A 23,704-nucleotide genomic window follows, 5' to 3' on the forward strand; every position below is an offset into this window, starting at 1 on the left:
ATAGATACTTCTCCTGTTGATTCACTATGCCCGATATATGCTTTCACTGCACGAATCGGAAGATGTCCGACGCACTCGGCCGTCATCTAGTCGGGTGCGCCGGTCACTTTCTTCGCGACCTGTGTTCTAGAAGCTGCCGCGCAGCGTCACGCCGTAGGTGCGCGGCTCGCCCGGGAAGCCGATGAATAACTGGTTGGCGCTGCCCGCGAATCCACCGGAAGCAGCCTGCTGGACGCTGCGAAACGTCCCCGATCCTTGAGCGGGTATGTCGGAGGCGAGCTGGAAGTATCGCTGATCCAGCACGTTCTGCGCCCATAATTCGACGCCCCAGCGCTTGTTCGCGCCGTACACGCCGAGCCGCCCGTTCACCACCGCGAACGCGTCCTGCACCTTTTCCAGGTCAAGGTCGGAGCCGGTGTTGGTGTCGCTCTGCATCCGGGCGTCGACATAGACGAGCCCGGTCAGCCCGCGCGTGCCGATCGCGGGCGTCCAACCGATACCCGCCGTGGTGACGATCTCGGGCGCGTTGGACAGGTTCTGGTCGGGCAATTGGAACAGCACCGGCGACAACGGCCGTCCGCCCGTGCCGACGAGATCGCGGCGATAGCGCGTGTGCGCGTAGGTGAACCCCAGGTTGACCGTCACATCGCGCGCGGGGCGGATCGTGCTTTCCAGCTCGACGCCGGTCGATAGCACGCCTGGGCGCAGCCGGTCGGGCGCGCACGCACCGGTCGCCGCGGACGCGTCGGTGTCGGCGCGGTTCAGGGGATCGCGGCACGACTGGATGTTCGCGACCTCGAAGCTGGTCCCGTTGTAGGTGTTGAGCTGATACCCGCTGAACACCTGATGGAAGGCGGCGACGTTCACGTCGATGCTGCGCCCGTTCCACTTAGCGCCAAGTTCATAAGCGGTGACCTTCTCGCTGGCATAAGCCAGATCGGCGACCTCGGCGCGGCCGTTGCCGGGTGTGTTCGCTGCGCGCGCGAGCAGCGCGGTGCACGCCGCCTGTTGCGCGGCGGTGCCCGCCCCGGCGAAGCACGGCCGGTCGAGCCCGGAGAAGTCGAGGTTGAACCCGCCCGCCTTGTACCCGCGCGAGGCCGAGGCGTAGAGTAGCACGCGCTCGACCGGCTTAAACCCCAGCACCGCGGTCCCGGTCCACCGACCGTCATCGAAGGTCGTGCCCGGCGTGCCCTGCGGAATGTCGATGCCTGCGCCGTTCACCACGCAGGCGAGCCCGGCGAGCGACTGGAGCGACGAATTCAGCAGCGCGGGGCATAGCGTGTTGGTCGCGCGGTAATCGGCGCGGACGCGCTTGTGCTCGTCGGTGTAGCGGACGCCGAATGTCGCGAACAGGCGGTCGGGGACGATCGCCAGCGTGTTGTGCGTGAACAGCGCCCAGTTGCGGCTGACCTGCGTGAAGTTACCGTCGTTCGCGCCGGTGCCGACGAGCGGGGCGGCGTTCAGCTGTCGCGCAACCGCGTCATAGCCCGCGAACACGCTCGTCGGCGCGGTCGAGCAGGTGGGGGAGGCGAGGTTCACCTGTCCCGCGCCCGACGCGGCGAACGAGGTCGCGATGATGCAATTGGCGAAGCGGGTGTAATCCTGCCCGTAGCGCTGGTCGTCGTCGACGTTCAGCTTCTCGTTGCCGTAATAGCCGCCGACCAGCCAGTCGAGCCGACCGTCGAACGCCCGGCCCGCCAGGCGGACCTCCTGCGAGAAGTTGCGGAAACGGCGGTCGAGGTCCTGCCGGTCGAGCAGGTCGAGCCGGTTGAAGTCGTTGTCCTGCCCCATCCGGTTCTTGTAATCGCGCCACGCAGTGATCGACGTCAGCGTCGCGCCCCCCAATCGCCAGTTCACCTCGCCCGACACGCCCCAGTCGCGCACGTCCGACCGATACGGCACGCCCGCGCTGGTCGAGGTGGTGAAGCCGAAGCGCTCGCCCGCGGGTGGTAGCTGGTAGTTGGCGCCGAGTGCCTGGAGCAGCGGCAGCAGCGTGTTGGGGCCGACTGCGACCGATCCGCCCGCGGGGTCGGTGCGCGTCAGGTTGCGCACCGGACCGAGCAGCGTACCGTTGCAGCAATTCTCGTGGCGCTCGGCATAGTCGCCGATGATCCGGACCGACAATACGTCACTCGGGCTCCAGCCGAGTTGGGCGCGCGTCAGCCAGCGGTCGCGGTCCTGGATGTCGGGCTCGCCGGGGGTGAGCTGGCGGATGAAGCCGTCGCGCTGCTGCCATACGCCATCGACGCGCAGCGCCGCGCTCTGTCCTAGGGCCAAGTTCACCGCGCCGTCGACGCGCATGTAATCGTAATTGCCGTAACTGATCAAGCCATGCGCGTCTGTGCGACCGAGTTCGGGCGCGCGCGTGACGATGCTGATCGTGCCCGCGGTCGAGTTGCGCCCGAACAGCGTCCCCTGCGGCCCGCGCAGCACCTCGACGCGGTCGACCTCGCCCAATTCGGTCAGCCCGACGCCGCTTCGCGCACGATAGACGCCGTCGACGAACAGCCCGACCGAGCTTTCCAGACCCGGGTTCTCGCCGACCGTGCCGATGCCGCGAATACGCGCGGTGAAGTTCGCCTCGCTGGTCGCGCCCGAGACGAGCAGCGAGGGCGCGACCTGGTCGATCCCGCGCAGGTCGACCGCGCCCGTGGCAGCAAGCGTCTCGCCCGAGATCGCGGTGATCGCGATCGGCACGTCAGACAGCCGCTCGGCGCGCCGCGTCGCGGTGACGACGACCTCGCCCGGTTCGGCGGCGGAGGGCTGATCCCCATCCTGTCCAACCGGCGACTGCTGCGCGGCGGCGGGAAGGGCGAGCAGCAGCGCGGACGATAGCAGGCTGGCCGCGAAGGCGGTTTGGTACGAACGGTTCATTGGGTGCGATCCCTGGTGACCACGGCATCCGTGTGCCGCGTGGCGAGGGCGCGGCGGTTAGCGGCCACGCAGGGAAAGTCACGCGCTTTGTTAATGTAGGTGAGGTGGACCGGCGGATGCGCCCCGCCGATCCACCTGTTCGTCAGCGCGCCAGATCAGGCGCGCGCGCCTCCTCGGTCAGCCGCTGGGTGATGTCGGCGAGCGCGACGACCTCCTGCCCCTGGCTGCCCAGGCGGCGGACCGCGACGGTGCCTTCGTCCGCCTCGCGCTTGCCGACGACCAGCAGCACGGGAACCTTCGCGACCGAATGTTCGCGCACCTTGTAGTTGATCTTCTCGTTGCGCAGATCGATTTCCACGCGCAGCCCGGCAGCGCGCAGCTCGGCTGCGACCTCCAGCGCGTAATCGTCGGCGTCGCTGACGATCGTCGCCACCACCACCTGCACGGGGGCGAGCCACAGCGGGAAGCGTCCGGCATGATGCTCGATCAGGATGCCGATGAAGCGCTCGAACGTGCCTAGGATGGCGCGGTGGAGCATGACGGGACGGTGACGGTTGCCATCCTCGCCGACGTACGCCGCATCCAGCCGCTCGGGCAGCACGCGGTCTGATTGGATCGTGCCGACCTGCCACGTCCGCCCGATCGCGTCGGTCAGGTGGAACTCGAGCTTGGGCGCGTAGAAGGCACCTTCGCCCGGCAGTTCCTCGAACTTCGCCTTGATCGTGTCGGACAGGCTCGACACCTGCACCGCCTCGCGCAGCTCGGCCTCCGCCTTGTCCCACATCTCGTCCGAGCCGAAGCGCTTTTCGGGGCGGAGCGCGAGCTTCACCGCGTAATCCTCGAAGCCCAAGTCGCGGTAGACGCTATCGAGCAGCTCGCAGAATTTGCGCACTTCCTCGACCAGCTGGTCCTCGCGAACGAAGATGTGCGCGTCGTCCTGCGTGAACTGGCGCACGCGCATGATGCCGTGCAGCGCGCCGTGCGGCTCGTTGCGGTGGCAGCAACCGAATTCCGCCATCCGGATCGGCAGGTCGCGGTACGATTTGATCCCCTGCTTGAAGATCAGCACGTGCGCGGGGCAGTTCATCGGCTTCAACGCCATCAGATCGGCGTCGCCGGTCAGGACCGCACCTTCGTCCTCGGTGTTCGGGATCTCGTCGGGCACCACGAACATGTTCTCGCGGTACTTGCCCCAATGGCCCGACTGCTCCCATTGCCGCGCGTCCATCAGCTGCGGCGTCTTGACCTCGGCATAATCGGCGGCGTCCAACCGGCGGCGCATGTACGCCTCCATCTGCCGCCACAGCACGAACCCCTTGGGGTGCCAGAATACTGAGCCCTGCGCCTCCGACTGGAGGTGGAACAGGTCCATCTCCTGCCCGATCTTGCGATGATCGCGCTTGGCGGCCTCCTCCAGCATGAACAGATGCTGGTCGAGCTGCTTCTTGTTCAACCAGCCGGTGCCGTAGATGCGGGAAAGCATCGCGTTCTTCTGGTCGCCGCGCCAATAGGCGCCCGACACCCGCGTCAGCTTGAACGCTTGCGGATCGAGCTTGCCGGTCGAGGCCATGTGCGGCCCGCGGCACATGTCGAGCCACGCACCCTGACGGTAGATCGTCAGTTCCTCATGGTCGGGCAGCTCGGCCGCCCACTCGGCCTTGAACGTCTCACCTTGCTTGTTCCACGTCTCGATCAACTGCTCGCGCGTCCAGACCTCGCGCGTGAACGGCTCGTTCTTCGCGATGATGCGGCGCATCTCCGCCTCGATCGCGGGCAGGTCGTCGTCGGTGAAGGGGCGATCCTTTGGTGCAAAATCATAGTAGAAGCCGTCGTCGGTCGCCGGGCCGAAGGTGATCTGCGTGCCCGGGAACAGGTGCTGCACCGCCTCCGCCATGACATGCGCGAGATCGTGGCGCGCGAGTTCGAGCGCGTCGGCCTCGTCCTTCTGCGTGACGAGCGCGAGCTGCGCGTCGTGCGTCAGCGGACGCGTGATGTCGCGCAGCTCGCCGTCAACGCGCGCGGCGATCGCCGCCTTGGCGAGGCCGGGGCCGATCGCGGCGGCGATCTCGGCCGGCGTGGTGCCGGGTGCGACCTCGCGAACCGAACCGTCGGGCAGCGTGATCGAGAGCATGTTCATGGAGTGATCCTGAAGAATATTCATGTGCCGCTTATGGCGGAAGCGCACCCGCGGGAAGGGGGCGCACGAACGTATCGGAGGCGCCGCCGGTCAGGCGCGCGCGTTGATCGACCCCGGGGCGACCGGGGTGGTGCTAGTTCGCGCGAGGAAACGGCTCGGCATCATCGTGGGGCAACATAGCGGCCGGGCGCGGGCGACGCCAGCCGGTCGGGTCATTGGGGCGGGGGCGGCGGCTTCCTATATCTAGTGCACGATGACGACCGATTTCGCGGGCAACACCCATTTCTATATTCTGATCGGCGTGCTGCTGGTCGCCTCGGTGATCGCGCGCCGGGTGCCGGTGCTGCGCACGCTCGTCTCGCTCGCGGTCTGGGCGGGGCTCGCCGGGCTGCTCTACATGGTGGTCGCGCAGCGCGAACGGTTCGATCCGTGGATGGGGCGTCTCGCCGCCGCGCTCAACATCGAGAGCCAGCAAGTCGCGGGCGAGGAAACGCGCATCCGCATGTCGCCTGACGGCCATTTCTACGTCCGTGCGAGGATCGGCGGGGTGGAGAAGCGCTTGCTGGTCGACAGCGGTGCCACGATCACCGCGCTGTCGCCCGATACCGCTGCCGCCGCTGACGTCGAGGTCAAGCCGGCGCTATTCCCGGTGGTGCTGCAGACCGCGAATGGCGCGATCCGGGCGGAGACGGGCGAGGTCAAGGAGCTGCGGTTCGGCAACGTCGTCGCGCGCGATCTCGCCGTCGTCGTGTCGCCTGCGTTCGGCAACATCGACGTACTCGGCATGAATTTCCTGTCGCGGCTCAAGAGCTGGCGGGTCGAGGGACGCACGCTGATCCTGACGCCGCATCATCCGCAGGATGCGCCTGCAGCGTGACCCTCAGGTGGGCGTCGGATTGGCCTTGAGCGCCGCAGCGCCGGGGTCATGCCGCAGCCGCAGGTCATAGGCGAGCAGCGGCACCGACAGCGCAATCGCGACCAGATCGATCACGATTGGTCCCGCGATCGCCGGGCGCAGCAACACCAGATGGCCGATCGCGGTGACCAGCACCGAACTCGCGCACACTCGGCGCAACGTCGCCGCGCCCGCGATGCGCGGGAAGGTGGCCGCGACCACGATCGCGGCGGCGAACGCACCCCAGAAGGCGAGGCCGAGCGGCGCGTCCTGACCGGCCGCGGCGCGCAGCCAGATCATCCACACCATGAGCGTCGCCGATCCCCATACGGTCATGTTCCAGCACGCGCGCAGCCGTTCGCCACCCAACCCACGACGACGACGCTTTTCCAGCCACAGGCTGTTGCCGGTCGCGGTGATCGCGCACAACGCCAGCCCCATCACCATGTACGCGATCTCGACCGGCAGGCCGGCGAAATTACCGAAGTGCAAATTGTATGACGAGGCGGCGACCTGCTGACCGATCTCGCCGTCCGACAGCCCGGCCTTGGAATGGAAGGCGCCCGCGCCGTCGAAGAAATAGCTCTCGCCGTAGATCAGCCGGCGCGGGTGTTCGACCAGGATCTGGACGTGCTGCCCCGCGGTCAGCGGCTCGTGGATGATGACGTAGGTCGGCGTTGCGCCGGGCGCCTGCGTGGCGAGCGTCCGCATCGCCGCGGCGGCGTCGGCAATTGGCGCGCGCGCGGGGTTCGACGGCGGTTCGTGGCCGAAGATATTGGCATAGACCTTGAGCATGTCGCCGCCGGTGTACGCCTTTGCCAGCATCGTCGTGCCGACACTGCCCAGCCCGATGAACGCGCCGGTCAGCGCGACCGCGAGCACGAACGGCAGCGTCCATACGCCCAGTCGATTATGCCAGTCGGCGCGCGCGAGTTGCGGGTCGTGGCGCGTACGCAGGCAGAAGGCATCGCGGATGATCTTGGGATGCGCCAGCACGCCCGTCGTCACCAGCGCGCACAGCATCACGCCAAGCGCACCGACCAGGATCATGCCCCAGGTCATCGGCAGGTGGAGATATTCGTGCAGCCCGACCATGAAGTCGGTCCAGCCGTGCGCCTCGCGCGCGACGATCCGCCCGGTCGCGTCGACGTACCAGCCGCCGCTGTCGGTGGTGACGGTGGCGCGCGGCATGTCCGCGCTCGGCATTCGGACGTAGAGGTGGGTGGTCGCGGGTTGCCCCACCTCGCGCGCGACCGCGGCGTTGATCGCCGACTGCACTGCCGCCGGCGACAGCGTCGCAATCTCGGGCACGTTCGGCTGTTCCCAGCGCTGCCAGCCGTCGTGGATCACGATCACCGTGCCGGTCAGCGCGATGATGTAGAGCAATGCGCTGGCGAGCAGCCCGATTGCGGCGTGACCGCCGAGCGCGCGCTTGACCAGCGTCTGCCGCGGCGACACCGCTTCCGCCTTCACGCGACACCCCACAGCATCGTGCCCGCCACCGCAGCAACGAGCGGCGCGGCAATCATCTGCGTCGCGCGTGCCCGCGTCAATTGGATGGTCAGCAGCGCGGTCCAGATCACGGGTTGCAGGAACAGCGTCAGCACCACCGCGTCGCCGTCGAGCGCGGCGCCGCCACGAAACGCCGCCTGGATGCCGAAGGCGAGCCATTGCGCGGCCGCGAAGGCGAGCGGCACCGCGAGCGCGAACACCGCGAGGCGGCGCGCGATATCGCGACGGTGATGCGGGATCGAGATCGCGGGCACTTCGCGCGGCGCGCGGACGTTACGCGCCGGCGAGGTCCAGCCGGCGTGCAGCACGAATGCCAGCGCCACTGGCATCCCCACGACCATCCCGACCGACAGCCCCCAGGCGCCGTCCTGCATCAGGAGCACGACCAGCGCCGTCGCGCCCAGCGCCCAACCTAGCGCAGCGACGCCGCGCGGACCCTGCCATCCGATCCGGACCAGCAGCATCGCGGCGGCAACGGCGAGGACCGCGGCAGCGGTCATTGCGCTGTTCCGGTGATCGGCATGGATGTCCGGGTCATCAACTCGCTCCGCCACGCGCCATCGGCGCCTCGTCATGAGCGGCCATAGCGAGTGCGCTATTGCAAATCAATCGCATGATTTCGCGTGGTCGGCGCGCCTAATGTCCGCCTTCGACCCAGCCGATCCCGGCCTCGCGAAACGCCGTGGCCAGCGCTTCCTCCAGCTCGAGCGACTCCCAGCGCTCCATCGGGTTAAGATGGTCAGCCACGTCGGGCAGCAGTTGCACGCCGAAGCGCTTCACCGCGCCGCTCGCCTTGTATCCGGCCTTGTGCTGATCGAAGCGCCAGTCGGGATCGCGCGAGGTCTGCCCGACATAGACGCCCCAGGGGAGACGTCGTGCCGGGTTGTGCAGCAGAATGACGTACACCGAGTAGCCTGCGCGCGGGCTGCCTTGCGACACGGCGTGGAACGTGGCGGCGGTGCGGGTGGCGATCGCCACCACTTCGCGATCGGTCAGCGGTACCGGCATCGGCGCTTAGGCGTCGTCCAGCACGATCCACGTCGGCGCGTGGTCGCTCGCCTTGTCCCACCCGCGTACGTGGCGATCGACGCCGGCCGCCGACAGCCGCGCGACCAACGCCGGGCTGAGCAGCAGATGGTCGATCCGTAGACCAGCATCGCGCGCATAGGCGTCGCGCAGGTAATCCCAGAACGTGTAGAGCGTCGCGTCGGGATGAACGTGACGCAGCGCGTCGGTCCATCCTTGCGCGATCAACCGTGCGAAGGCGGCCCGAACCTCGGGCGCGAACAGTGCGTCCTCGATCCAGCGCTCGGGTTTGTAGACGTCGCGATCGGTCGGCATAACATTGAAGTCACCCGCCAGCACGACCGGCGCATCGCTGTTCATCAGGAATTGGGCACGCGCGATCAGCGCCTCGAACCAGGTGAGCTTATAGTCGAACCGTGGGCCGGGCCGCGGATTGCCGTTGGGCAGGTAGAGCGCGGCGATGATCACGCCGCCGATCGCCGCTTCCAGGTAACGGCTCTGCGTCGGATCGGGGTCGTGGGGGAGCCCGCGCTGCGTCTCGTGGATCGTGCCCGCCCGGCTCAGAATCGCGACGCCGTTCCAGCGGGGCTGACCCAGACAAACCGCCTGGTAGCCCGCGTCGGCCAGCGCGGCGGCGGGGAACTTGGCCGCGGGTGTCTTCAACTCCTGCAGGCAGACGATGTCGGGTGCGGCCTCCGCCAGCCAGCGCAGCAGCACGGGCAGCCGGCCGTTGATGCCGTTGACGTTGAAGGTCGCGATCTTCACTCGAGCGGAAATCCGTTGTCGCGCGGCCACTTGGCTCGCGAGAGGACGATGAAGACGCATTGAGTTGCCACTTTGTTCCGCCGTTTGGAGGGAACCATCGCGTGTGATGGCCGTCATCGACGCATGGATGCTGCCATCGTACAATTGGGATTGGTCGAGGACGACGCGATCCAACTCGACGCCGCCGCGCTGGAACTCGCCGCGCTCGATCACCCCGACGTCGACCTCGCTCCTTACGTCGAGCTACTAACCACGATCACCCGGCACATTGCCGCGCTGGCCGACGAAGCGCCGACCGCCAGCGCGCAGGCGGCATTGCTGGCGACGGTGATCGCGGGCGAGTTCGGCTTCTCGGGCGACCGCGACCATTACGACGACCCCGACAATGCCGATCTGATCCGCGTGATCGATCGGCGGCGTGGGATGCCGATCAGCCTCGCGATCCTCTACGTCGCGGCGGCACGGCGGGTTGGGTGGAGCGCGGACGTGCTCAACACGCCCGGCCACGTGCTGGCGCAGATCGGCCCGCCGACCGCGCCGGTGCTGATCGACCCGTTCAACGACGGACGCGAGATGAGCCAGGAGGGGTTGTCGGCGCTGCTTGCGCGGATGCTGGGTGCGGGCACCGTGGCGCACGCCGAGCATGTCGCGGCGATGGAGAACCGCGACGTGCTGGTGCGATTGTTGATCAACCAGGCCACGCGGGCGGAGCGCGCCGGCGATGCCGCACGTGCGCTGACGCTGTTCGCGCGCATGACCACGATCGCGCCCACCAACGCGCACGTCTGGTGGGAGCATGCGCGATTGTCGCTGATGAACGGCGACATCGCGGGCGCGCGGGCGAGTCTGGGCTCGATGCTGGAGACGACGCGCGACACCGCGACGCGCGTGCGGATCGCCGCCGCGCTCGACTCGCTGGCGGGGGCAGGCTGAGCGGGCTTATTCCGCCAGCGCGGCGGCGACCTCGTCCTCGCTGATCTTGAACGCGTGCGCGATCGCGGCGGGTGAGGCGCCGCGGCGGTGCAGCAACCGCAGCCGGTCAAGGTCGACTTCGGTCGCGTAATGGCGCGTGTCGCGTTCTTCACTCGCGTGACCGGTGCGCGCGAGCGAGCCGGTGCTGCTCCGCCGCTTCGGCCGTGCATCACGCGCGTCGGCAGCGGCGGCGCGGCGCTGTTCCTCCTCGGCGCGGCGTTGATCGCGCATCTGCTCGCGTGCCTGCGACTGGGTGTCGCGCGCGGCGGCGCGTGCCTCGGTCCGCGCCTCGGCCGCGGCGATCCGCTCGGCGGCGCGGCGGTTGCGTGCTTCGCTGCGCTGCTGCTCGCGCTCGTCGCGCGTGCCGGTCGGCGTTGCGCGCGGGCCGGCACCCCAGGAACTATCCATCATTTCTCGTCCACATCAGATCGTGCGTAGTGCCTGCGCGGGGCGCACGCGCATGATCGGCCACGCGCCCGCAATGCCGATCGCGACCGTGCCGCCGAGCCCGGTGACCAACGTCAGCGCAACGGCGAGCGGGTCGGGTGCCCAAGGAAAGTCGAACATTTGCGTCACCACGTACCACGCGCCCGACAGACCCAGCAGCAGCGCCAATCCCGCCACCACGGCGCCCAGCAGCATGTATTCGATCAACTGTGCCGCGAGCAACTGCGCGCGCGTTGCGCCGAGCGTCCGCAGCACCACCGCGTCATAGGTGCGTGCCTCGCGCGCGGCGGCGATCGCGCCGACCAGCACCGCGATGCCCGCGGCGACCGCGACCCCGGCGGCAGCGGCGATCGCGACCGCGACCTGTTCCACCAGTGTGCGGACCTGCGACAAGACGCCGCGCACCTCCACCGCCGAGGACGAAGGGAAGGGCGCCAGCAGCGCGGCGGTGATCGCTGCCTCGCGACCCGGCGGTGCTTCGATCGTCGCGGCCAGATTGTGCGGCGCGTCGCTTAGCGTGCCCGGAGAGAACACCAGCACGAAGTTGAAGCCGAGCGTGTCCCACTGGATGCGGCGAAACGAGGCAACGCGCGCGGTGCGTTCGATGCCGAGCAGGCTGACGGTCAGCGGGTTACCCAGGCGCAGCTTCAGCGCCTTGCCCAGCCGCTCGTCGACCGACACCAGCGGCGGACCGGCATAGCCGCGCGGCCACCAGCGACCGGCCACCAGCGTGCTCCCCTCCGGCAGCGCGTCGGCATAGGTCAGGCCGCGCTCACCGCGCAGCGCCCAGGCGCCTTCGGGCAACTCCTTCAGATCGGCGACGCGGGTGGTGCCGTAGGCGGTGATCGTGCCGCGCAGCAGCGGCACAGTGCGGACCGCGGCGCCCGGTGCCGCGCGCGCCACGGTGCGGCGGAACTCGTCCGCGCGGTCGCGCGGTACGTCGAGCACGAACAATGCGGGCGCGCGCGCCGGGATCGTCGTCGCGATCGCCGCGTCGATGCTCGTGCGGATCGCGGTCAGCAGCACGAACAAGGTGAGCCCCAGGCCGAGCGCCACCACTAGCGCCTCGGTCCGCGCGCCCGGTCGATGCAGCGCGGCGAGTGCGAGACGCGGCAGCGGGCGGCGTGGTGCGGGTAGGCGGCGTGCGGCGACACGCACGAGGCGACCGAGCGCGGCGAGCAGCAGTAGCGCAGCGGCGAGTGCGCCGAGAAACGCGGCGGCGAGTTCCGGCTGCGCCGAGGTGAGGACTGCGAGCGTGACTGCTGCTCCCCCCGCGGCGAGCGCAATGAGCCGCGCACGCCACGATGCCGCGCGAAGCGGCGCCAGCGCGCCGCGCAGCAGCCCGGCGGCGGGCGTGGCGCTCGCCGCCGCGATCGGCGGCGCGGCGAAGGCGATTGCGATCAGTGCGCCATAGGCCGCGGCGCGAAGGAACGGCCACGGTGACGGCGCCAGTCCGATCTCGATCGGCAACACCTGGCGGAGCAACGTGGCCAGCAGCGGAATGGCGACCGCCCCGACCGCGAGCCCGGCGACTACGCCGATCGCCGTCGCGACGCCGATCTCGACCGCGTAGATGCGTGCGATGTCGCCGCCGGTCGCGCCTAACGCCTTGAGCGTCGCGATACTGCCGCGCCGGCCGGCGAGGAACGACGATACACCGTTGCCGACGCCGATCCCGGCGATGGCGAGCGCGGCGAGCCCGACCAGCGTCAGGAACTCGCCCATTCGGTCGACGAAGCGCGACGCGCCGGGCGAGGCGCGATCGCGCGTCTTGGTTTCCCATCCACCGGCGGGAAAGGCGCGCTGGAATCGTGCAGCGACCGCGTCGGGACTGGTGCCGGAGGGCAGGCGGACGCGGTAACGCGTGTCGTAGAGGCTGCCGGGCTGCACCAGGCCGGTCTTCGCCAGCGTGGTCGTCGAGACGAGCACCACCGGGCCGAGCGTGAAGCCTTCACCGAGCCGATCGGGTTCGTCGGCGATCACGCCGTCGACGCGTACCTGCGCCTGCCCCAGCCGGAGCACCGACCCGCGTGCGAGCCCGAGGCGCGATGCGAGCGCCGGCGCGATCCATGCACGATTTTCCGCCGGTCGCGCCGCGTCCCGCCCGTCAGACAGGCGGACACGGCCGTAGAGCGGGTAGGCGGCGTCGACCGCCTTCAACTGGATCGGCGCGCCGTCGCGCCCGGCAACCGCATTGGCCTGCATGCGGATCGTCTCCGACACCCGGCCGGCGGCGTCGAGCAGCGCGCGCTCGGCGGCGGTCGCGCGTCGCTGCGACACCGACAGCTCGACGTCGCCGCCGAGGATCGTCGCGCCGCGCGCGGCGAGCTCGTCACCGACCGCCGACGCCAGCCCGCCGATCGCGGCGAGCGCGGCGACACCCAGGAACAGGCAGGCGACGAGGATGCGGAGCCCGCGAAAGCGCCAGTCGATCTCGCGCCGCGCGACGCGCCAGGCGAAGCGCCAGTCGCTGCGCGCCACCTTCATCGCACCCGCCCGTCGGCCAACGTAACGACCCGGTCGCAACGCGCGGCGAGTGCGTGATCGTGCGTGATCACTACCAACGTCGCCGCCGGCGCCGCCTGTCGCGCGAACAGCAGGTCCATGATCGCGGCACCTGTGGCTGTGTCGAGATTGCCGGTGGGTTCGTCGGCGAACACCAGCGGCGGACGGGCGGCAAGCGCGCGCGCGATCGCCACGCGCTGCTGCTCGCCGCCCGATAATTGCGACGGATAATGGTCGAGCCGGTGCGCCAAGCCTACGGCAGCGAGTTCGTCCGCCGCGCGCGTCCAGGCGTCGTTCTGCCCGGCAAGTTCGAGCGGCACCGCCACATTCTCGCGCGCGGTCATGGTCGGGAGCAGGTGGAATGCCTGCAACACGATGCCGATCCGGCCGCGCCGCGCGCGCGCCAGCGCGTCCTCGCCCAACGTCGTGAAATCTAGCCCGTCGACGACCACGCTGCCGCCGCTCGCGCGTTCCAGCCCGGTCAGCACCGCCATCAGCGACGATTTGCCCGAACCCGAACTGCCCAGCAGCGCGACGCTCTCGCCGCGCGCGACGCGCAACGAGATGCCGCGCAGCACGGGCGTGTGGCCCAGCGTCAAGGTGACATCGCGCGCGTCGATCACCATAGGGGTCGTGTCGGTCACCATGAGGAAAACGCCTTTGCCTACCCGGATGACGCGCAGCGTCGCGAGCTTGTTGCTGTTCGCCATGCTGGTCGCCGGCTGCAACCGTCAAGACGCCGCGACCGCGCCGGTGCCCGACAATGCGGCGAATGCCTCACCCGTCGCCGAGGTCGTGCGACCGCGCGGGGCGGAGCGCGTGGTGCTGGCGTTCGGTGACAGCCTGTACGCAGGATACGGGTTGGATCGCGGACAAAGCCTGCCCGACGCGGTGCAGGCGCGGTTGCGGCGCGCAGGCATCAACGCTACGGTGGTCAACGCGGGCGTGTCCGGCGACACGACCGCGGCTGGGCGACAGCGGCTCGCCTTCGTGCTCAATCAGATGAAGCAGAAACCCGAGCTCGTCATGTTGGGGCTGGGCGGCAACGACGTGCTGCGGCAGATCTCCCCGGCCGAGACGCGCGCGAACCTGACCGCGATGGTGGAGGAGCTGCACCGCCGCGAGCTGCCGGTGCTGCTGACCGGGATGCGCGCGCCGCCGAACCTCGGCCCCGCATATGTGGGGGCGTTCGACACGATCTGGCCGGACCTCGCCGAGCGCTACGACGAGAAACTTTATCCCTTCATCCTCGACGGCGTGATCGGCAACCCGGCGTTGATGCAGGGCGACCGCGTCCATCCCAATGCGCAAGGTGTTGCACGGATCGCGGACCGGGTGACGCCGCTGGTCGCACAGGCACTGGCAGCGGCTCCGGCGCCAGCCCCGGTCTCGGCATCGCGCTGACCCTCGCCCGATCCGCCGACGCACGCCCGTCTGCGGCATTGTCGAGCCTTTGGTCGCCGTGCCATGGCAGGCCCGAGTGGAGTTGAACCAGGTGCGAGCGACGATCAAGCATGTGTCCGAACGCGCGGGCGTGTCGATCAAGACGGTCAGCCGCGTGCTCAACAAGGAGCGTTACGTCGGCGCCGCCACGCGCGAGAAGGTGGAGGAGGCGGTGCGCGCGCTCAACTTCCGCCCAAGCCTCGCCGCGCGCTCGCTCGCTGGTCGGCGCAGTTTCCAGATCGGGTTGATCTGCGACAATCCCAGCCCCGCCTATGTCTATGCGATGCAGACCGGCATCCGCGACCGGTGCGAGGAAGACGGCGTGCGGATGATCGCGCAACCGTATGACCGCCATTCGGGCCGCTTGCTGGAGGAGGTCGAGGCGCTGGTCGCGACCAGCCATCTCGACGGGCTGATCCTCACGCCGCCGGTCAGCGATCATGACGACGTGCTCGACTTCCTCAAGGCGCGCGGCATCCGCGTGGTGCGGGTGTCGCCGGGGTCGCGGCCTGAGGCGAGCGCAGCGGTGTTCATCGATAATCGCGCCGCCGCCGCCGAGGTGACGCGGCATCTGCTGTCGCTCGGTCACCGCCGCATCGGGCACATCGTCGGCCAGCGCGATTTCGCCACCAGCGCGCAGCGGCGTGAGGGCTATCTGGCGGCGCTGGCGGAGGCGGGGATCATACCCGAGCCCGAACTGATCGTGCAGGGCGATTACGATTTCGCCAGCGGCGCGCGCGCGGCCGACGCGATGCTGTCGCTAGCGCAGCCGCCCAGCGCGATCTTCGCCGCGTCGGACGACATGGCGGCGGGCGCGCTGGCGGCGGCGCATCGGCGTGGGGTAAAGGTGCCGGACGCGCTGGCGATCGCCGGTTTCGGCGACGATCCGCTGGCGAGCTACGTCTGGCCGCCCCTCACCACGATGCGCCAGCCGGTGCGCGATCTCGCCTGGAACGCGGCGGACCTGCTGCTCGCGCCCGAGGAGACGTTCGAGCAGCGCGCGTTGCCACATGCGCTGATGGTGCGCGACTCGACCGGCTAGCCGATAAAGTCTCTCGGTTGGCTAGCCGATCAGGAACATCGCCGCGCCGAGCGACAGCAGGAATGCGCACAGTGTCGCAGCCGCAATCACCAGCATCGGCCGCGGCCCTGCCTCCAGCAGCTGCGACAAGGGCGAGCGGATCGCGGTGGCGGTTACCGCGGCGGCGAGCAGCCCGGCCGCGACGCGTTCGGCCGCGCCGGTGACGATCGCGGGAATGAACCCGGTCGAGTTGATGCCGGCGAGCACGAAGAAGCCGACCACGAACCACGGCAGACCCTGTCGCTTGCCGCCCTGCTCGCCACGCGGCAGGAACAAGGCGACGATCGCGAGCACGGGGGCGAGTAATGCGACGCGCGTCAGCTTGACGATCGCGGCGATCTGCCCGGCGGCGTCGGAATAAGAGTAGCCCGCACCCAGTGCCTGCGCGACGTCGTGGATCGACGCGCCGAGCAGGAACCCCGCCTTCAGGTCGCTCATGTGCAGCCAGTGCGCGACGAACGGATAGGTGACCATCGCGAGCGCGCTAAGCGCGGAGATGCCGACCAGCACCAACGTCAGTTGCGCCTGACTCGCGCGGCGCTCGCCCAAGGTGGTCGCCAACGCCATCGCCGCACTCGCGCCGCAGATCGCGACCGCGCCACCTGCCAGCGTCCCGAACGCCGCGTCGAAGCCGAGCCTGCGCCCCACCAGCACGCCGCAGCCGATCGTCATCGCGACGATCACGAGCACCGCCAGTAGCGCGACCGGCCCCAGCGCTACGATCTGCCCGAAGGTCACGCGCAATCCCACCAGCACGATGCCCCAGCGCAGCAGCGAGCGCGACGCGAACCCTAGACCCGGCGTCAGCCGCCCGTCGGCCGACAGGAAGTTAAGCGCCAGCCCGATCAGCAGCGCCATCAGCGTCAGCGGCGCGCCATAATGGTCGGAGATGAACCCCGCCGCCAGCGTGCCCGCCGCGACGACGACGAGGCCGGGTACGTGATCGCGCCACGTCGCCTTGGGGCTGGGTTCGAGATCGCCGTACAGGTCGGCGGCCATCGGCAGCGGGCGCGCGGAAATGCTCGAACGTGAAGCGGCCATCGTCGATCCAAACTGCTAGGGTGCAACAGGACTAGCCTAAGCGGGCGCACTCTGACAACGTTGTCGTCAAGCAATCGGGAGAGGGACATGGCGGTGGACGGCGTTGCCGGCGGGACGGCAAGCGGGGAGGGCAACAAGGCACGGTGGGTGATCGTGGCGATGGTGTTCGTCGCAATCATGCTCAATTACGTCGATCGGCAGATCCTGGCGCTGCTCAAACCCACGCTGGAGGCGGAGTTCCGCTGGTCGGATCAGGATTACGCCAACATGGGCACCGCGTTCCAGGTCGCGACCGCGTTCGCGTTTCTAGGCACCGGCTGGTTCATCGACCGCGTGGGTCTGCGCCGCGGGTTCGGTATCGGCGTGGGCGTGTGGAGCCTCGCCGGCATGGCGCACGCCTTCGCGACCACCGTCACGGGCTTTCTGGGTGCGCGCGTCGTGCTGGGCGTCGCCGAATCGATCGGCACACCCGCGGCGGTGAAATCGGCCGCGACCTATTTCAACCACCGCGACCGGCAGATCGCGCTGGGGATCGGCAACACCGCGCCCAACGTCGGGGCGGTCATCACCCCGGCGCTGATCCCGCCGCTCGCGGTCGCGTTCGGGTGGCAGTCGGCGTTCCTCGTCGCCGGTGGGCTGGGGCTCGTCTGGGTCGCGGTGTGGTTCGCATTGCGCGTCCGTCCCGTGGCGCTCGACGCGGTCGCGGCGGCGCCGATCCGCTGGGGCGACATCCTGCGCAGCCGCCGCACGCTCGCGATCGCGGTCGCCAAGGTGCTGTCGGATCAGGTGTGGTTCTTCATGCTGCTGTGGCTGCCCGACCTGTTCCACCGGCTGTTCGGGTTGCAGCAGGGTACGCTCGGCTGGCCGATCGCGCTGACCTACGGCCTCGCCGCGATGGGCGCGATCAGCGGCGGCGTGCTGCCCGCGCGGTTGATGGCGCGCGGGTGGAGCGTGAATGCCGCGCGCAAGTCGGCGCTGCTCGTCTACGCCTTGCTCGTCACGCCGGTGCCACTCGTCATGTCGGTCGACAGCCCGTGGTCGGCGGCGCTGCTGCTCGGGCTCGGGCTGTTCGCGCACCAGGGTTTCTCGACCAACATCTTCGGGCTCGCGACCGACGTGACGCCGGCGCGCGCGGTCGGCTCGACGATCGGGATCGCGGCCTTCTGCGGCAATCTGGGATCAATCGGGATGATCCAGTTTCAGGCCTGGGCGCTCGCGAACGGCCTGGGCTACACGCCCGCGCTGGTGATCTGCGCGACGTCGTACCTGCTGGCGCTCGGCTTCATCCAGCTGCTGATCCCGCGCATCGTGCCCGTGGAGCAGGACGGCGACGCGCCCGCGATCGTCGTGCACTGACCGGCCGTACGACGCGCACGAAAAAGCCGGCGAGGGCGCCCCTCGCCGGCTTTTCTTTGTGGGCGGTGATTAAAAGTTCACGCGCGCATTGACGCCGTAATAGCGGTCGGCCTCGCGCGGGATGATGTAGCGGTAGCTGCCGCCCGGTCCGCCCGAGGTGATCGCCGCGGCGAAGCTCTGGTCGAACAGGTTCTTGACCTGGAAGTTCAGGCGGAAGCGATCGTTCGCCTCGACGATCCCCGCCTGCAGGTCGACGAGCCCGTAGCCCTTGATCGTGGTGGCGTCGCGCACGGCCTGGCTCGCGTCGAGCTGTGAGAGCTGCTTCGACTGGTACGACCCTTGCGCACCCAGTGCGAAATCAACCGCGCCGCCGGTGCGCAGGCGATAGTCGGCGCCGAGCGATCCCTTCCACTTCGGCGCGTAACCGAGCGTGGTGCCGTTCGGGACGACCCCGGTCGTTACGCCGTTGGTCGGCACGCGGAACTGGTCGATATGCGCATCGGTGTAGGCCAGGCCGCCCGAGAACGACAGGTCGCGCACCGGCTGGAACAACAGGTCGAGCTCACCGCCGCGCGTCGAGATCGTGCCGGCGTTGGTGAAGCGCGTGACGAGCACGCCCGCGACCTCGTCGGGGTTGTTGGCTTGGAAGTTGTCGTACTTGGCATAATAAGCCGCCAAGTTGACGACGAGCTTGCCGCCGAACAGCGTGTTCTTCAGTCCGACCTCGTAGCTGTCGGCCGTCTCCGGCTCGATCGCGTTGGTGCCGGTGCCGGTCAGGTTGAAGAAGACGTTGAACGCCGGTCCCTTATACCCGCGCGAGTAGGTCGCGTAGGCGGTCGATTGCCGCACGATGTCGAATTGCAGGCCGGCCTTGCCCGACCAATTGTCGTTGGTGGTCTTGCCGTTGAACGGTCCGAAGCTGGCGTTGATGCCAGGTCCGGCGAGCTGGGTCACGCGGCGATGGAACACGTCGAGCTGGTCGGTTGTGTAGCGCAAACCCGCGATGCCGCGGAAGCGATCGGTGAAGTTGAGCGTGCTCTGCCCGAAGAAGGCGAGGTTCTTGAACACCGATCCGAACACCGCGGTGCCGGTTGGGCGGCTCACGGTCAGGCCCGGCGTCGAGCACGGCACCGGCACGGCCGGGGCAGGGGTGCACACCACGTCGTTGCGCGTGAAGGTCCGCGTCGTCTCCGCGCGCGAGTAGAATGCGCCGACCACGTAGGAGAAGAACTGGTCCGACGGGCTCGTCAGCCGCACTTCCTGCGTGATCGTGTTCGACGTCTGCGGGCCGAAATCGTGCAGCTGGTTGAACGTCGTGTACGCGCGAGGCAGCCAGTCGCCGTCGCGGATCTCGGTGTTGTCGTATTCGCGGTAGGAGCCGATGTACGTGATCGTCTGGTTGCCCAGCGTCCAGTCGGCCTGGCCCGACACGCCCCAGCTCTTCTCGTCGGTGTGGGTGATCAGGTCCTGGTTGATCCGCCGCGTGCGATCACCCCGCGGGGTGGGCAGTACGCCCGAGTTGATGAAGCTATTGACCTGCGCGACCGTGGTGGCGTTGGTCGAGGTCGGACCGGTCCCGATCACCTCGGCGCAGCAATCGTCGTTCGACTCGCGGTAATCGCCGATAATCGTGATCGTCAGGTCGGGCGTCGGATCGGCGACGATCATGCCGCGAACGCCCCAGTGATCGTAACCGTTGACGCGGCGACCGCCGTACGCGTTATTGCGGATGTTGCCGTCGTAATTGCCGTAGAAACCGGTCACGCGCGCGGCGATGCCTTCGCTCAGCGGCAGGTCTAGCGCGCCGCGCACCCGGTATTCGTTGCCGTTGCCGAAGTAATAGCCGCCGTCGATGAAGCCGCCGAAGTCCTTGCCCGGCCGCTTGGTAACGATGTTGATGACGCCCGCCGAGGTGTTCTTGCCGAACAGCGTGCCCTGCGGCCCGCGGAGCACCTCCAGCCGATCGATGTCGATCAGGTCGCTGAACGCCTCGCCCGCGCGGCTGTAGACGACGCCATCGACAACGGTCGAGATCGATGGCTCACCCGCGATGGAGAAGGTCGAGGTGCCGACGCCGCGAAGGAACAGCGACTGGTTGATCGCAGTGCCTGATTTGCGGAAGTTCAGCGTGGGGACGAGATATTGCGCGCCCTCCAGATTGACCGCGCCCTTTGCCGCGATCGCGTCGCCCGACAGGACCGACACCGCGATCGGCACGTCCTGCAACCGCTCGGAGCGTTTCTGCGCGGTGACGATGATGTCGCCCGGCTCATTCGCCGCATCCTGCGTGCCCGTGTCGGTGCCGACATCGCCGGCCGCGGTCGCACTGCCGGTACCCGTCGTCGTCTCGGGCGTGGTCGTCTGCGCGGCGGCAGGCACCGCCATCAGCGCCAGCCACGCACTGCCCATGGTCAACATCGTCTTCATCTCTATCCCTCCCTAAAAACCTACTCTCTCGCTGGAGAATTAGGTCAGCGTTGTCACTCAACTTTGCCTTGTGCGTCTAGAACCCCAATTCGCTCATCTCCACGACGCGGTGCTCGCGCGCGCTGATCTCGGCAGCGGTGCCGATCGCGACCGCCATCAATCCGTCGCGCGCGGTCACCTCGACCGTGCCTTCACCGCGAACCGCGGCGTTGAAGCGCTGATGCTCGTAGAAGGTCGAGCCGTGGTGACTGCCGGCGTTCAACGCAGCCTCGTCGACGTGGACGGTCGTCCGCTCGACCTGCTTGGGGTTCATGAACCCGACGCGCGGCGAATAGACGATCTCGCCGTCGGGGATCAGCACGTCGAGCCGCGCCTTGTCGCCGACCGCGGTGATCTCCTCCTGATTGGTCGCGCCATCGGCGAACATCGACAGGTCGAGCATCGCGCGCACGCCGTTGGCGAAATCGACCGTCGTGTAGCTGTTGTCGATGATGTCCGGGGTGCGGCCGTCATAGGCCTCGTCCAGATGGTTCACGTCCATCGACCCCGAGCAATAGACGCGCACCGCCTCCGACTGCGTGATCAGCCGCATCAGGTCGAAGAAGTGGCAGCACTTCTCAACCATCGTCCCGCCGGTATTGGCGTTGAAGCGGTTCCAGTCGGCGACCTTTTCCAGGAACGGAAAGCGATGCTCGCGGATCGACAGCATCTTGAGCGCACCCACACGCCCGGCGTGGACCTGCGCGATGAACTCGGCCGCGGGCGGCATGTAGCGATATTCCATCGCGGTCCAGAACGGGCGGCCACTCGCCTCCGCCTGCTCGACGATCCAGCGCGCGTCAGGGATCGTGGTGGCGAGCGGCTTCTCGCACAGGATCGCCAGACCCTCGCCGAACAAGGGCGTCAGCACGTCGCGGTGGGTGTAGTTCGGGCTGGCGACGATCACCGCGTCGACGAGGCCGCTTTTCGCGAGCGCGGCGGAGGAGGCGAAGGACTGCACGCCCTCGCCACGGCCGCCTAGTGCTTTCTTCGCCCAGCCGAGCGAGCGTTGGGTTGGATCGGCGATCGCGGTTACCACCGCACCCGGCGTGATCGCCAGATTGTTGAGATGCTCGACCCCCATCATGCCGGTGCCGACCAAGCCGTAACGCACTTGCCCTTCCAAAGCCCTTGCTCCTCTCAACTCGTGGTTCTACGTATGACAACGATGTCTGAAATCACTCTATCGCCCGAACCACGTCCTCTCGGCAAGAGCGGATTGTCTGTCAGCCCGATCGCATGGGGGATGTGGCGCTTCGCCGGCGTCTCTCCGGCGGAGGGACGCGCACTGATCGAAGCGGCGTTCGACGCCGGGGTCACGCTGTTCGACACCGCCGACATCTACGGTTTCGACGGCAACGGCGGCTTCGGCGACGCCGAGTCGCTGCTGGGTGAGGTGTTCGCCGAGACGCCGTCCTTGCGCGACCGCATGGTGCTCGCGACCAAGGGCGGGATCACGCCGCCGGTGCCGTACAATTCCAGTGCCGCCTATCTGGCGAAGGCGCTCGACGATTCGCTGCGCCGCATGAAGGTCGACTCGGTCGATCTCTACCAGATTCACCGCCCCGACATCCTCGCGCACCCGCAGGAGGTTGCCCGCGCGCTCGACGACATGGTGTCGTCGGGCAAGGTCAAGGCGGTCGGCGTGTCGAACTACACGCCCGACCAGACGCGCGTGCTCGCCTCGTTCCTGTCGGTGCCGCTCGCCTCGCAGCAGCCCGAATTCTCGCCGCTATTCCTGGAGCCGCTCACCAACGGGCTGATCGACCAGGCGATGGAGATGGATCTCGCGGTGCTCGCCTGGTCGCCGCTCGGCGGCGGGCGGATCGGCACGCCGGGTAGCCCACGCGAGCAGGCGGTGGCCGACGCGCTCGAGACGGTGGCGGCGCGCTTCGGTGTCAGCCGCGCGGCGGCGACCTACAGCTGGATCATGGCGCACCCGGCGCGGATCATCCCGATCGTCGGCACGCAGAACACGGCGCGCATCGCCGAACTCGCCGATGCCTTCAAGGTCAGCTGGTCGCGCCAGGATTGGTACGACGTGTTGGTCGCCGCGCGCGGCGAGCGGCTGCCGTAACCGACATACAACAACGAATGAGAGGGGAGAGGGCGATGAGCGATTCCACGCGTGGGCCGTGCGAGATTTCGTGGTTCTCGGCGCTGTGCGACGACGATTACGAGTTCCTGGGCGTGCCCGATCTGAAGCTGAAATCGTCCTGGGAGCATTGCCGCGACATCGTGCAGCAGGCGGAAACCGGCGGCTTCGACAACATCCTGCTTCCCTCGGGCTACGCGCTCGGCATCGACACCACCGCCTTCGCCGCCGCGATCGCCACGCTGACCAGGCAGATCCACCTGTTGATGGCGGTGCGCGTCGGGGAGAGCTGGCCACCGCAGCTCGCGCGTCAGATCGCCACGATCGACCAGATTGCGCGCGGGCGGTTGAAGATCAACATCATCTCCTCCGACCTGCCGGGCGAGAAGCTCGCCTCCGCCCCGCGCTACCAGCGCACGGTTGAGGCGATGCAGATCCTGAAGACGCTGCTCAACGGCGAGCATCTGAGCCACCAGGGCGAGTTCTGGAAGCTCGACGTCGATCCCGCCGGCGTGAAGACCTTCTCAGGCAAGGCGCCGCCGCTCTACTTCGGTGGCCTGTCGCCCGACGCGCGCGACGCCGCTGCGCGTGCCTGCGACGTCTACCTGATGTGGCCCGACACCAAGGAAAAGGTGGCGGAGATCATCGCCGACATGACGAAGCGCGCCGCCGACTACGGCCGCACGCTCAAGTTCGGCTACCGCGCGCACGTCATCGTTCGTGACACCGAAACCGAGGCGCGCGCCTACGCCGACCGCCTGCTCTCGAAACTCGACGCGGAGGAAGGCGCGCAGATTCGCGCCAAGTCGCTCGACGCCACCTCAATGGGCGTCGCCGCGCAGGCCGCTTTGCGCGAAAGCGCGTCGGACGACGGCTATGCCGAGGAGAATCTGTGGACCGGCGTCGGCCGCGCGCGTTCGGGCTGCGGTGCCGCGATCGTCGGCGATCCCGATCAGGTGCTCGCCAAGCTGCAGATGTACCGCGACATGGGAATCGACGCCTTCATCCTGTCGGGCTATCCCCACGCGGCGGAAGCGGACCTGTTCGCGCGTCACGTGCTGCCGCGGATCGACCACGCACCGCTGTGAG

Annotated in this window: 19 protein-coding genes; 7 read left to right on the forward strand and 12 right to left on the reverse strand. The window is 68.5% G+C overall.

The window, feature by feature from the left end:
* Positions 1–126: 126 nt before the first annotated feature.
* Both HRV97_RS06935 and thrS read right to left on the reverse strand, forming a co-directional pair.
* Positions 127–2,874, reverse strand: coding sequence for a TonB-dependent receptor (locus HRV97_RS06935; protein ID WP_174193310.1), 2,748 nt, complete (start codon positions 2,872–2,874; stop codon positions 127–129).
* Between the two features lie 142 nt (positions 2,875–3,016).
* A complete protein-coding gene (gene thrS, locus HRV97_RS06940; RefSeq protein WP_174193788.1) occupies positions 3,017–5,005 on the reverse strand; it encodes a threonine--tRNA ligase in 1,989 nt (662 codons plus the stop codon).
* Between the two features lie 259 nt (positions 5,006–5,264).
* Here thrS and HRV97_RS06945 point away from each other — a divergent pair, with 259 nt between their 5' ends.
* Positions 5,265–5,888 (forward strand): retropepsin-like aspartic protease family protein, encoded by a 624-nt coding sequence (locus tag HRV97_RS06945; RefSeq protein ID WP_174193312.1) that lies wholly within the window; start codon positions 5,265–5,267, stop codon positions 5,886–5,888.
* Positions 5,889–5,891: 3 nt separating this feature from the next.
* Here HRV97_RS06945 and HRV97_RS06950 read toward each other — a convergent pair whose 3' ends face one another.
* The 4 genes from HRV97_RS06950 to HRV97_RS06965 form a co-directional block, all read right to left on the reverse strand.
* A complete protein-coding gene (locus tag HRV97_RS06950; RefSeq protein WP_343044454.1) occupies positions 5,892–7,379 on the reverse strand; it encodes a PepSY-associated TM helix domain-containing protein in 1,488 nt (495 codons plus the stop codon).
* Complete coding sequence (locus HRV97_RS06955; RefSeq protein ID WP_174193316.1) at positions 7,376–7,918, reverse strand: hypothetical protein; 543 nt, start codon at positions 7,916–7,918, stop codon at positions 7,376–7,378. The genes HRV97_RS06950 and HRV97_RS06955 overlap by 4 nt, the downstream gene beginning before the upstream one ends.
* Before the next feature lie 136 nt (positions 7,919–8,054).
* On the reverse strand, positions 8,055–8,426 hold the full coding sequence (locus tag HRV97_RS06960) for a GIY-YIG nuclease family protein (protein ID WP_174193318.1): 372 nt from the start codon (positions 8,424–8,426) through the stop codon (positions 8,055–8,057).
* Between the two features lie 6 nt (positions 8,427–8,432).
* Positions 8,433–9,209, reverse strand: coding sequence for an exodeoxyribonuclease III (locus tag HRV97_RS06965; protein WP_174193320.1), 777 nt, complete (start codon positions 9,207–9,209; stop codon positions 8,433–8,435).
* 123 nt (positions 9,210–9,332) lie between these two features.
* On the opposite strand from HRV97_RS06965, the gene HRV97_RS06970 reads away from it, so the two are divergent.
* A complete protein-coding gene (locus HRV97_RS06970; RefSeq protein WP_174193323.1) occupies positions 9,333–10,142 on the forward strand; it encodes a SirB1 family protein in 810 nt (269 codons plus the stop codon).
* 6 nt (positions 10,143–10,148) lie between these two features.
* On the opposite strand, the gene HRV97_RS06975 is transcribed toward HRV97_RS06970, so the two are convergent.
* Genes HRV97_RS06975 through HRV97_RS06985 form a run of 3 tightly spaced genes read right to left on the reverse strand, consistent with a single transcriptional unit; the run spans position 10,149 to position 13,780 of the window.
* Positions 10,149–10,592 carry a hypothetical protein gene (locus HRV97_RS06975; RefSeq protein ID WP_246248581.1) on the reverse strand — a complete coding sequence of 148 codons (444 nt, stop codon included), beginning with the start codon at positions 10,590–10,592 and terminating at the stop codon, positions 10,149–10,151.
* Between the two features lie 12 nt (positions 10,593–10,604).
* Positions 10,605–13,115, reverse strand: coding sequence for an ABC transporter permease (locus tag HRV97_RS06980; protein WP_174193325.1), 2,511 nt, complete (start codon positions 13,113–13,115; stop codon positions 10,605–10,607).
* Positions 13,112–13,780: an ABC transporter ATP-binding protein gene (locus HRV97_RS06985; protein WP_246248582.1), complete on the reverse strand. Its 669-nt coding sequence runs from the start codon at positions 13,778–13,780 to the stop codon at positions 13,112–13,114. The genes HRV97_RS06980 and HRV97_RS06985 overlap by 4 nt, the downstream gene beginning before the upstream one ends.
* Before the next feature lie 25 nt (positions 13,781–13,805).
* On the opposite strand from HRV97_RS06985, the gene HRV97_RS06990 reads away from it, so the two are divergent.
* The gene (locus HRV97_RS06990; protein WP_174193327.1) at positions 13,806–14,537 is read left to right on the forward strand and encodes an arylesterase; all 732 of its coding nucleotides are present in this window, start codon (positions 13,806–13,808) and stop codon (positions 14,535–14,537) included.
* Positions 14,538–14,628: 91 nt separating this feature from the next.
* Positions 14,629–15,618 (forward strand): substrate-binding domain-containing protein, encoded by a 990-nt coding sequence (locus HRV97_RS06995; RefSeq protein WP_174193329.1) that lies wholly within the window; start codon positions 14,629–14,631, stop codon positions 15,616–15,618.
* A 21-nt stretch (positions 15,619–15,639) separates the two neighbouring features.
* On the opposite strand, the gene HRV97_RS07000 is transcribed toward HRV97_RS06995, so the two are convergent.
* Positions 15,640–16,656, reverse strand: a complete 1,017-nt coding sequence (locus HRV97_RS07000) for a YeiH family protein (RefSeq protein ID WP_174193791.1) — start codon at positions 16,654–16,656, stop codon at positions 15,640–15,642.
* A gap of 129 nt (positions 16,657–16,785) precedes the next feature.
* On the opposite strand from HRV97_RS07000, the gene HRV97_RS07005 reads away from it, so the two are divergent.
* Positions 16,786–18,054 (forward strand): MFS transporter, encoded by a 1,269-nt coding sequence (locus tag HRV97_RS07005; protein ID WP_174193331.1) that lies wholly within the window; start codon positions 16,786–16,788, stop codon positions 18,052–18,054.
* Between the two features lie 69 nt (positions 18,055–18,123).
* Here HRV97_RS07005 and HRV97_RS07010 read toward each other — a convergent pair whose 3' ends face one another.
* The gene (locus tag HRV97_RS07010; RefSeq protein WP_174193333.1) at positions 18,124–20,481 is read right to left on the reverse strand and encodes a TonB-dependent receptor; all 2,358 of its coding nucleotides are present in this window, start codon (positions 20,479–20,481) and stop codon (positions 18,124–18,126) included.
* A 76-nt stretch (positions 20,482–20,557) separates the two neighbouring features.
* Entirely contained in the window at positions 20,558–21,634 is a 1,077-nt protein-coding gene (locus tag HRV97_RS07015) for a Gfo/Idh/MocA family oxidoreductase (RefSeq protein ID WP_174193335.1), read from the reverse strand.
* A gap of 54 nt (positions 21,635–21,688) precedes the next feature.
* On the opposite strand from HRV97_RS07015, the gene HRV97_RS07020 reads away from it, so the two are divergent.
* Together HRV97_RS07020 and HRV97_RS07025 are read left to right on the forward strand one after the other, a co-directional pair.
* Entirely contained in the window at positions 21,689–22,597 is a 909-nt protein-coding gene (locus HRV97_RS07020; protein ID WP_174193337.1) for an aldo/keto reductase, read from the forward strand.
* Positions 22,598–22,632: 35 nt separating this feature from the next.
* Positions 22,633–23,703 (forward strand): LLM class flavin-dependent oxidoreductase, encoded by a 1,071-nt coding sequence (locus tag HRV97_RS07025; protein WP_174193339.1) that lies wholly within the window; start codon positions 22,633–22,635, stop codon positions 23,701–23,703.
* The last annotated feature ends 1 nt before the right edge of the window (position 23,704 follow it).

The sequence above is a fragment of the Sphingomonas hominis genome (assembly GCF_013328205.1).
Classification (GTDB): domain Bacteria; phylum Pseudomonadota; class Alphaproteobacteria; order Sphingomonadales; family Sphingomonadaceae; genus Sphingomonas; species Sphingomonas hominis.

What these genes read in the sequence shown, in the direction of transcription:
- HRV97_RS07010 (WP_174193333.1), bottom strand. Translation starts at nt 20,481, where the DNA reads ATGAAGACGATGTTGACCATGGGCAGTGCGTGGCTGGCGCTGATGGCG.
- HRV97_RS06955 (WP_174193316.1), bottom strand. Translation starts at nt 7,918, where the DNA reads ATGACCGCTGCCGCGGTCCTCGCCGTTGCCGCCGCGATGCTGCTGGTC.
- HRV97_RS06975 (WP_246248581.1), bottom strand. Translation starts at nt 10,592, where the DNA reads ATGATGGATAGTTCCTGGGGTGCCGGCCCGCGCGCAACGCCGACCGGC.
- HRV97_RS06935 (WP_174193310.1), bottom strand. Translation starts at nt 2,874, where the DNA reads ATGAACCGTTCGTACCAAACCGCCTTCGCGGCCAGCCTGCTATCGTCC.
- HRV97_RS06970 (WP_174193323.1), top strand. Translation starts at nt 9,333, where the DNA reads ATGGATGCTGCCATCGTACAATTGGGATTGGTCGAGGACGACGCGATC.
- HRV97_RS07005 (WP_174193331.1), top strand. Translation starts at nt 16,786, where the DNA reads ATGGCGGTGGACGGCGTTGCCGGCGGGACGGCAAGCGGGGAGGGCAAC.
- HRV97_RS06985 (WP_246248582.1), bottom strand. Translation starts at nt 13,780, where the DNA reads ATGGTGACCGACACGACCCCTATGGTGATCGACGCGCGCGATGTCACC.
- HRV97_RS07020 (WP_174193337.1), top strand. Translation starts at nt 21,689, where the DNA reads ATGTCTGAAATCACTCTATCGCCCGAACCACGTCCTCTCGGCAAGAGC.
- HRV97_RS06990 (WP_174193327.1), top strand. Translation starts at nt 13,806, where the DNA reads ATGACGCGCAGCGTCGCGAGCTTGTTGCTGTTCGCCATGCTGGTCGCC.
- HRV97_RS06945 (WP_174193312.1), top strand. Translation starts at nt 5,265, where the DNA reads ATGACGACCGATTTCGCGGGCAACACCCATTTCTATATTCTGATCGGC.
- thrS (WP_174193788.1), bottom strand. Translation starts at nt 5,005, where the DNA reads ATGCTCTCGATCACGCTGCCCGACGGTTCGGTTCGCGAGGTCGCACCC.
- HRV97_RS07025 (WP_174193339.1), top strand. Translation starts at nt 22,633, where the DNA reads ATGAGCGATTCCACGCGTGGGCCGTGCGAGATTTCGTGGTTCTCGGCG.
- HRV97_RS06960 (WP_174193318.1), bottom strand. Translation starts at nt 8,426, where the DNA reads ATGCCGGTACCGCTGACCGATCGCGAAGTGGTGGCGATCGCCACCCGC.
- HRV97_RS06980 (WP_174193325.1), bottom strand. Translation starts at nt 13,115, where the DNA reads ATGAAGGTGGCGCGCAGCGACTGGCGCTTCGCCTGGCGCGTCGCGCGG.
- HRV97_RS07000 (WP_174193791.1), bottom strand. Translation starts at nt 16,656, where the DNA reads ATGGCCGCCGACCTGTACGGCGATCTCGAACCCAGCCCCAAGGCGACG.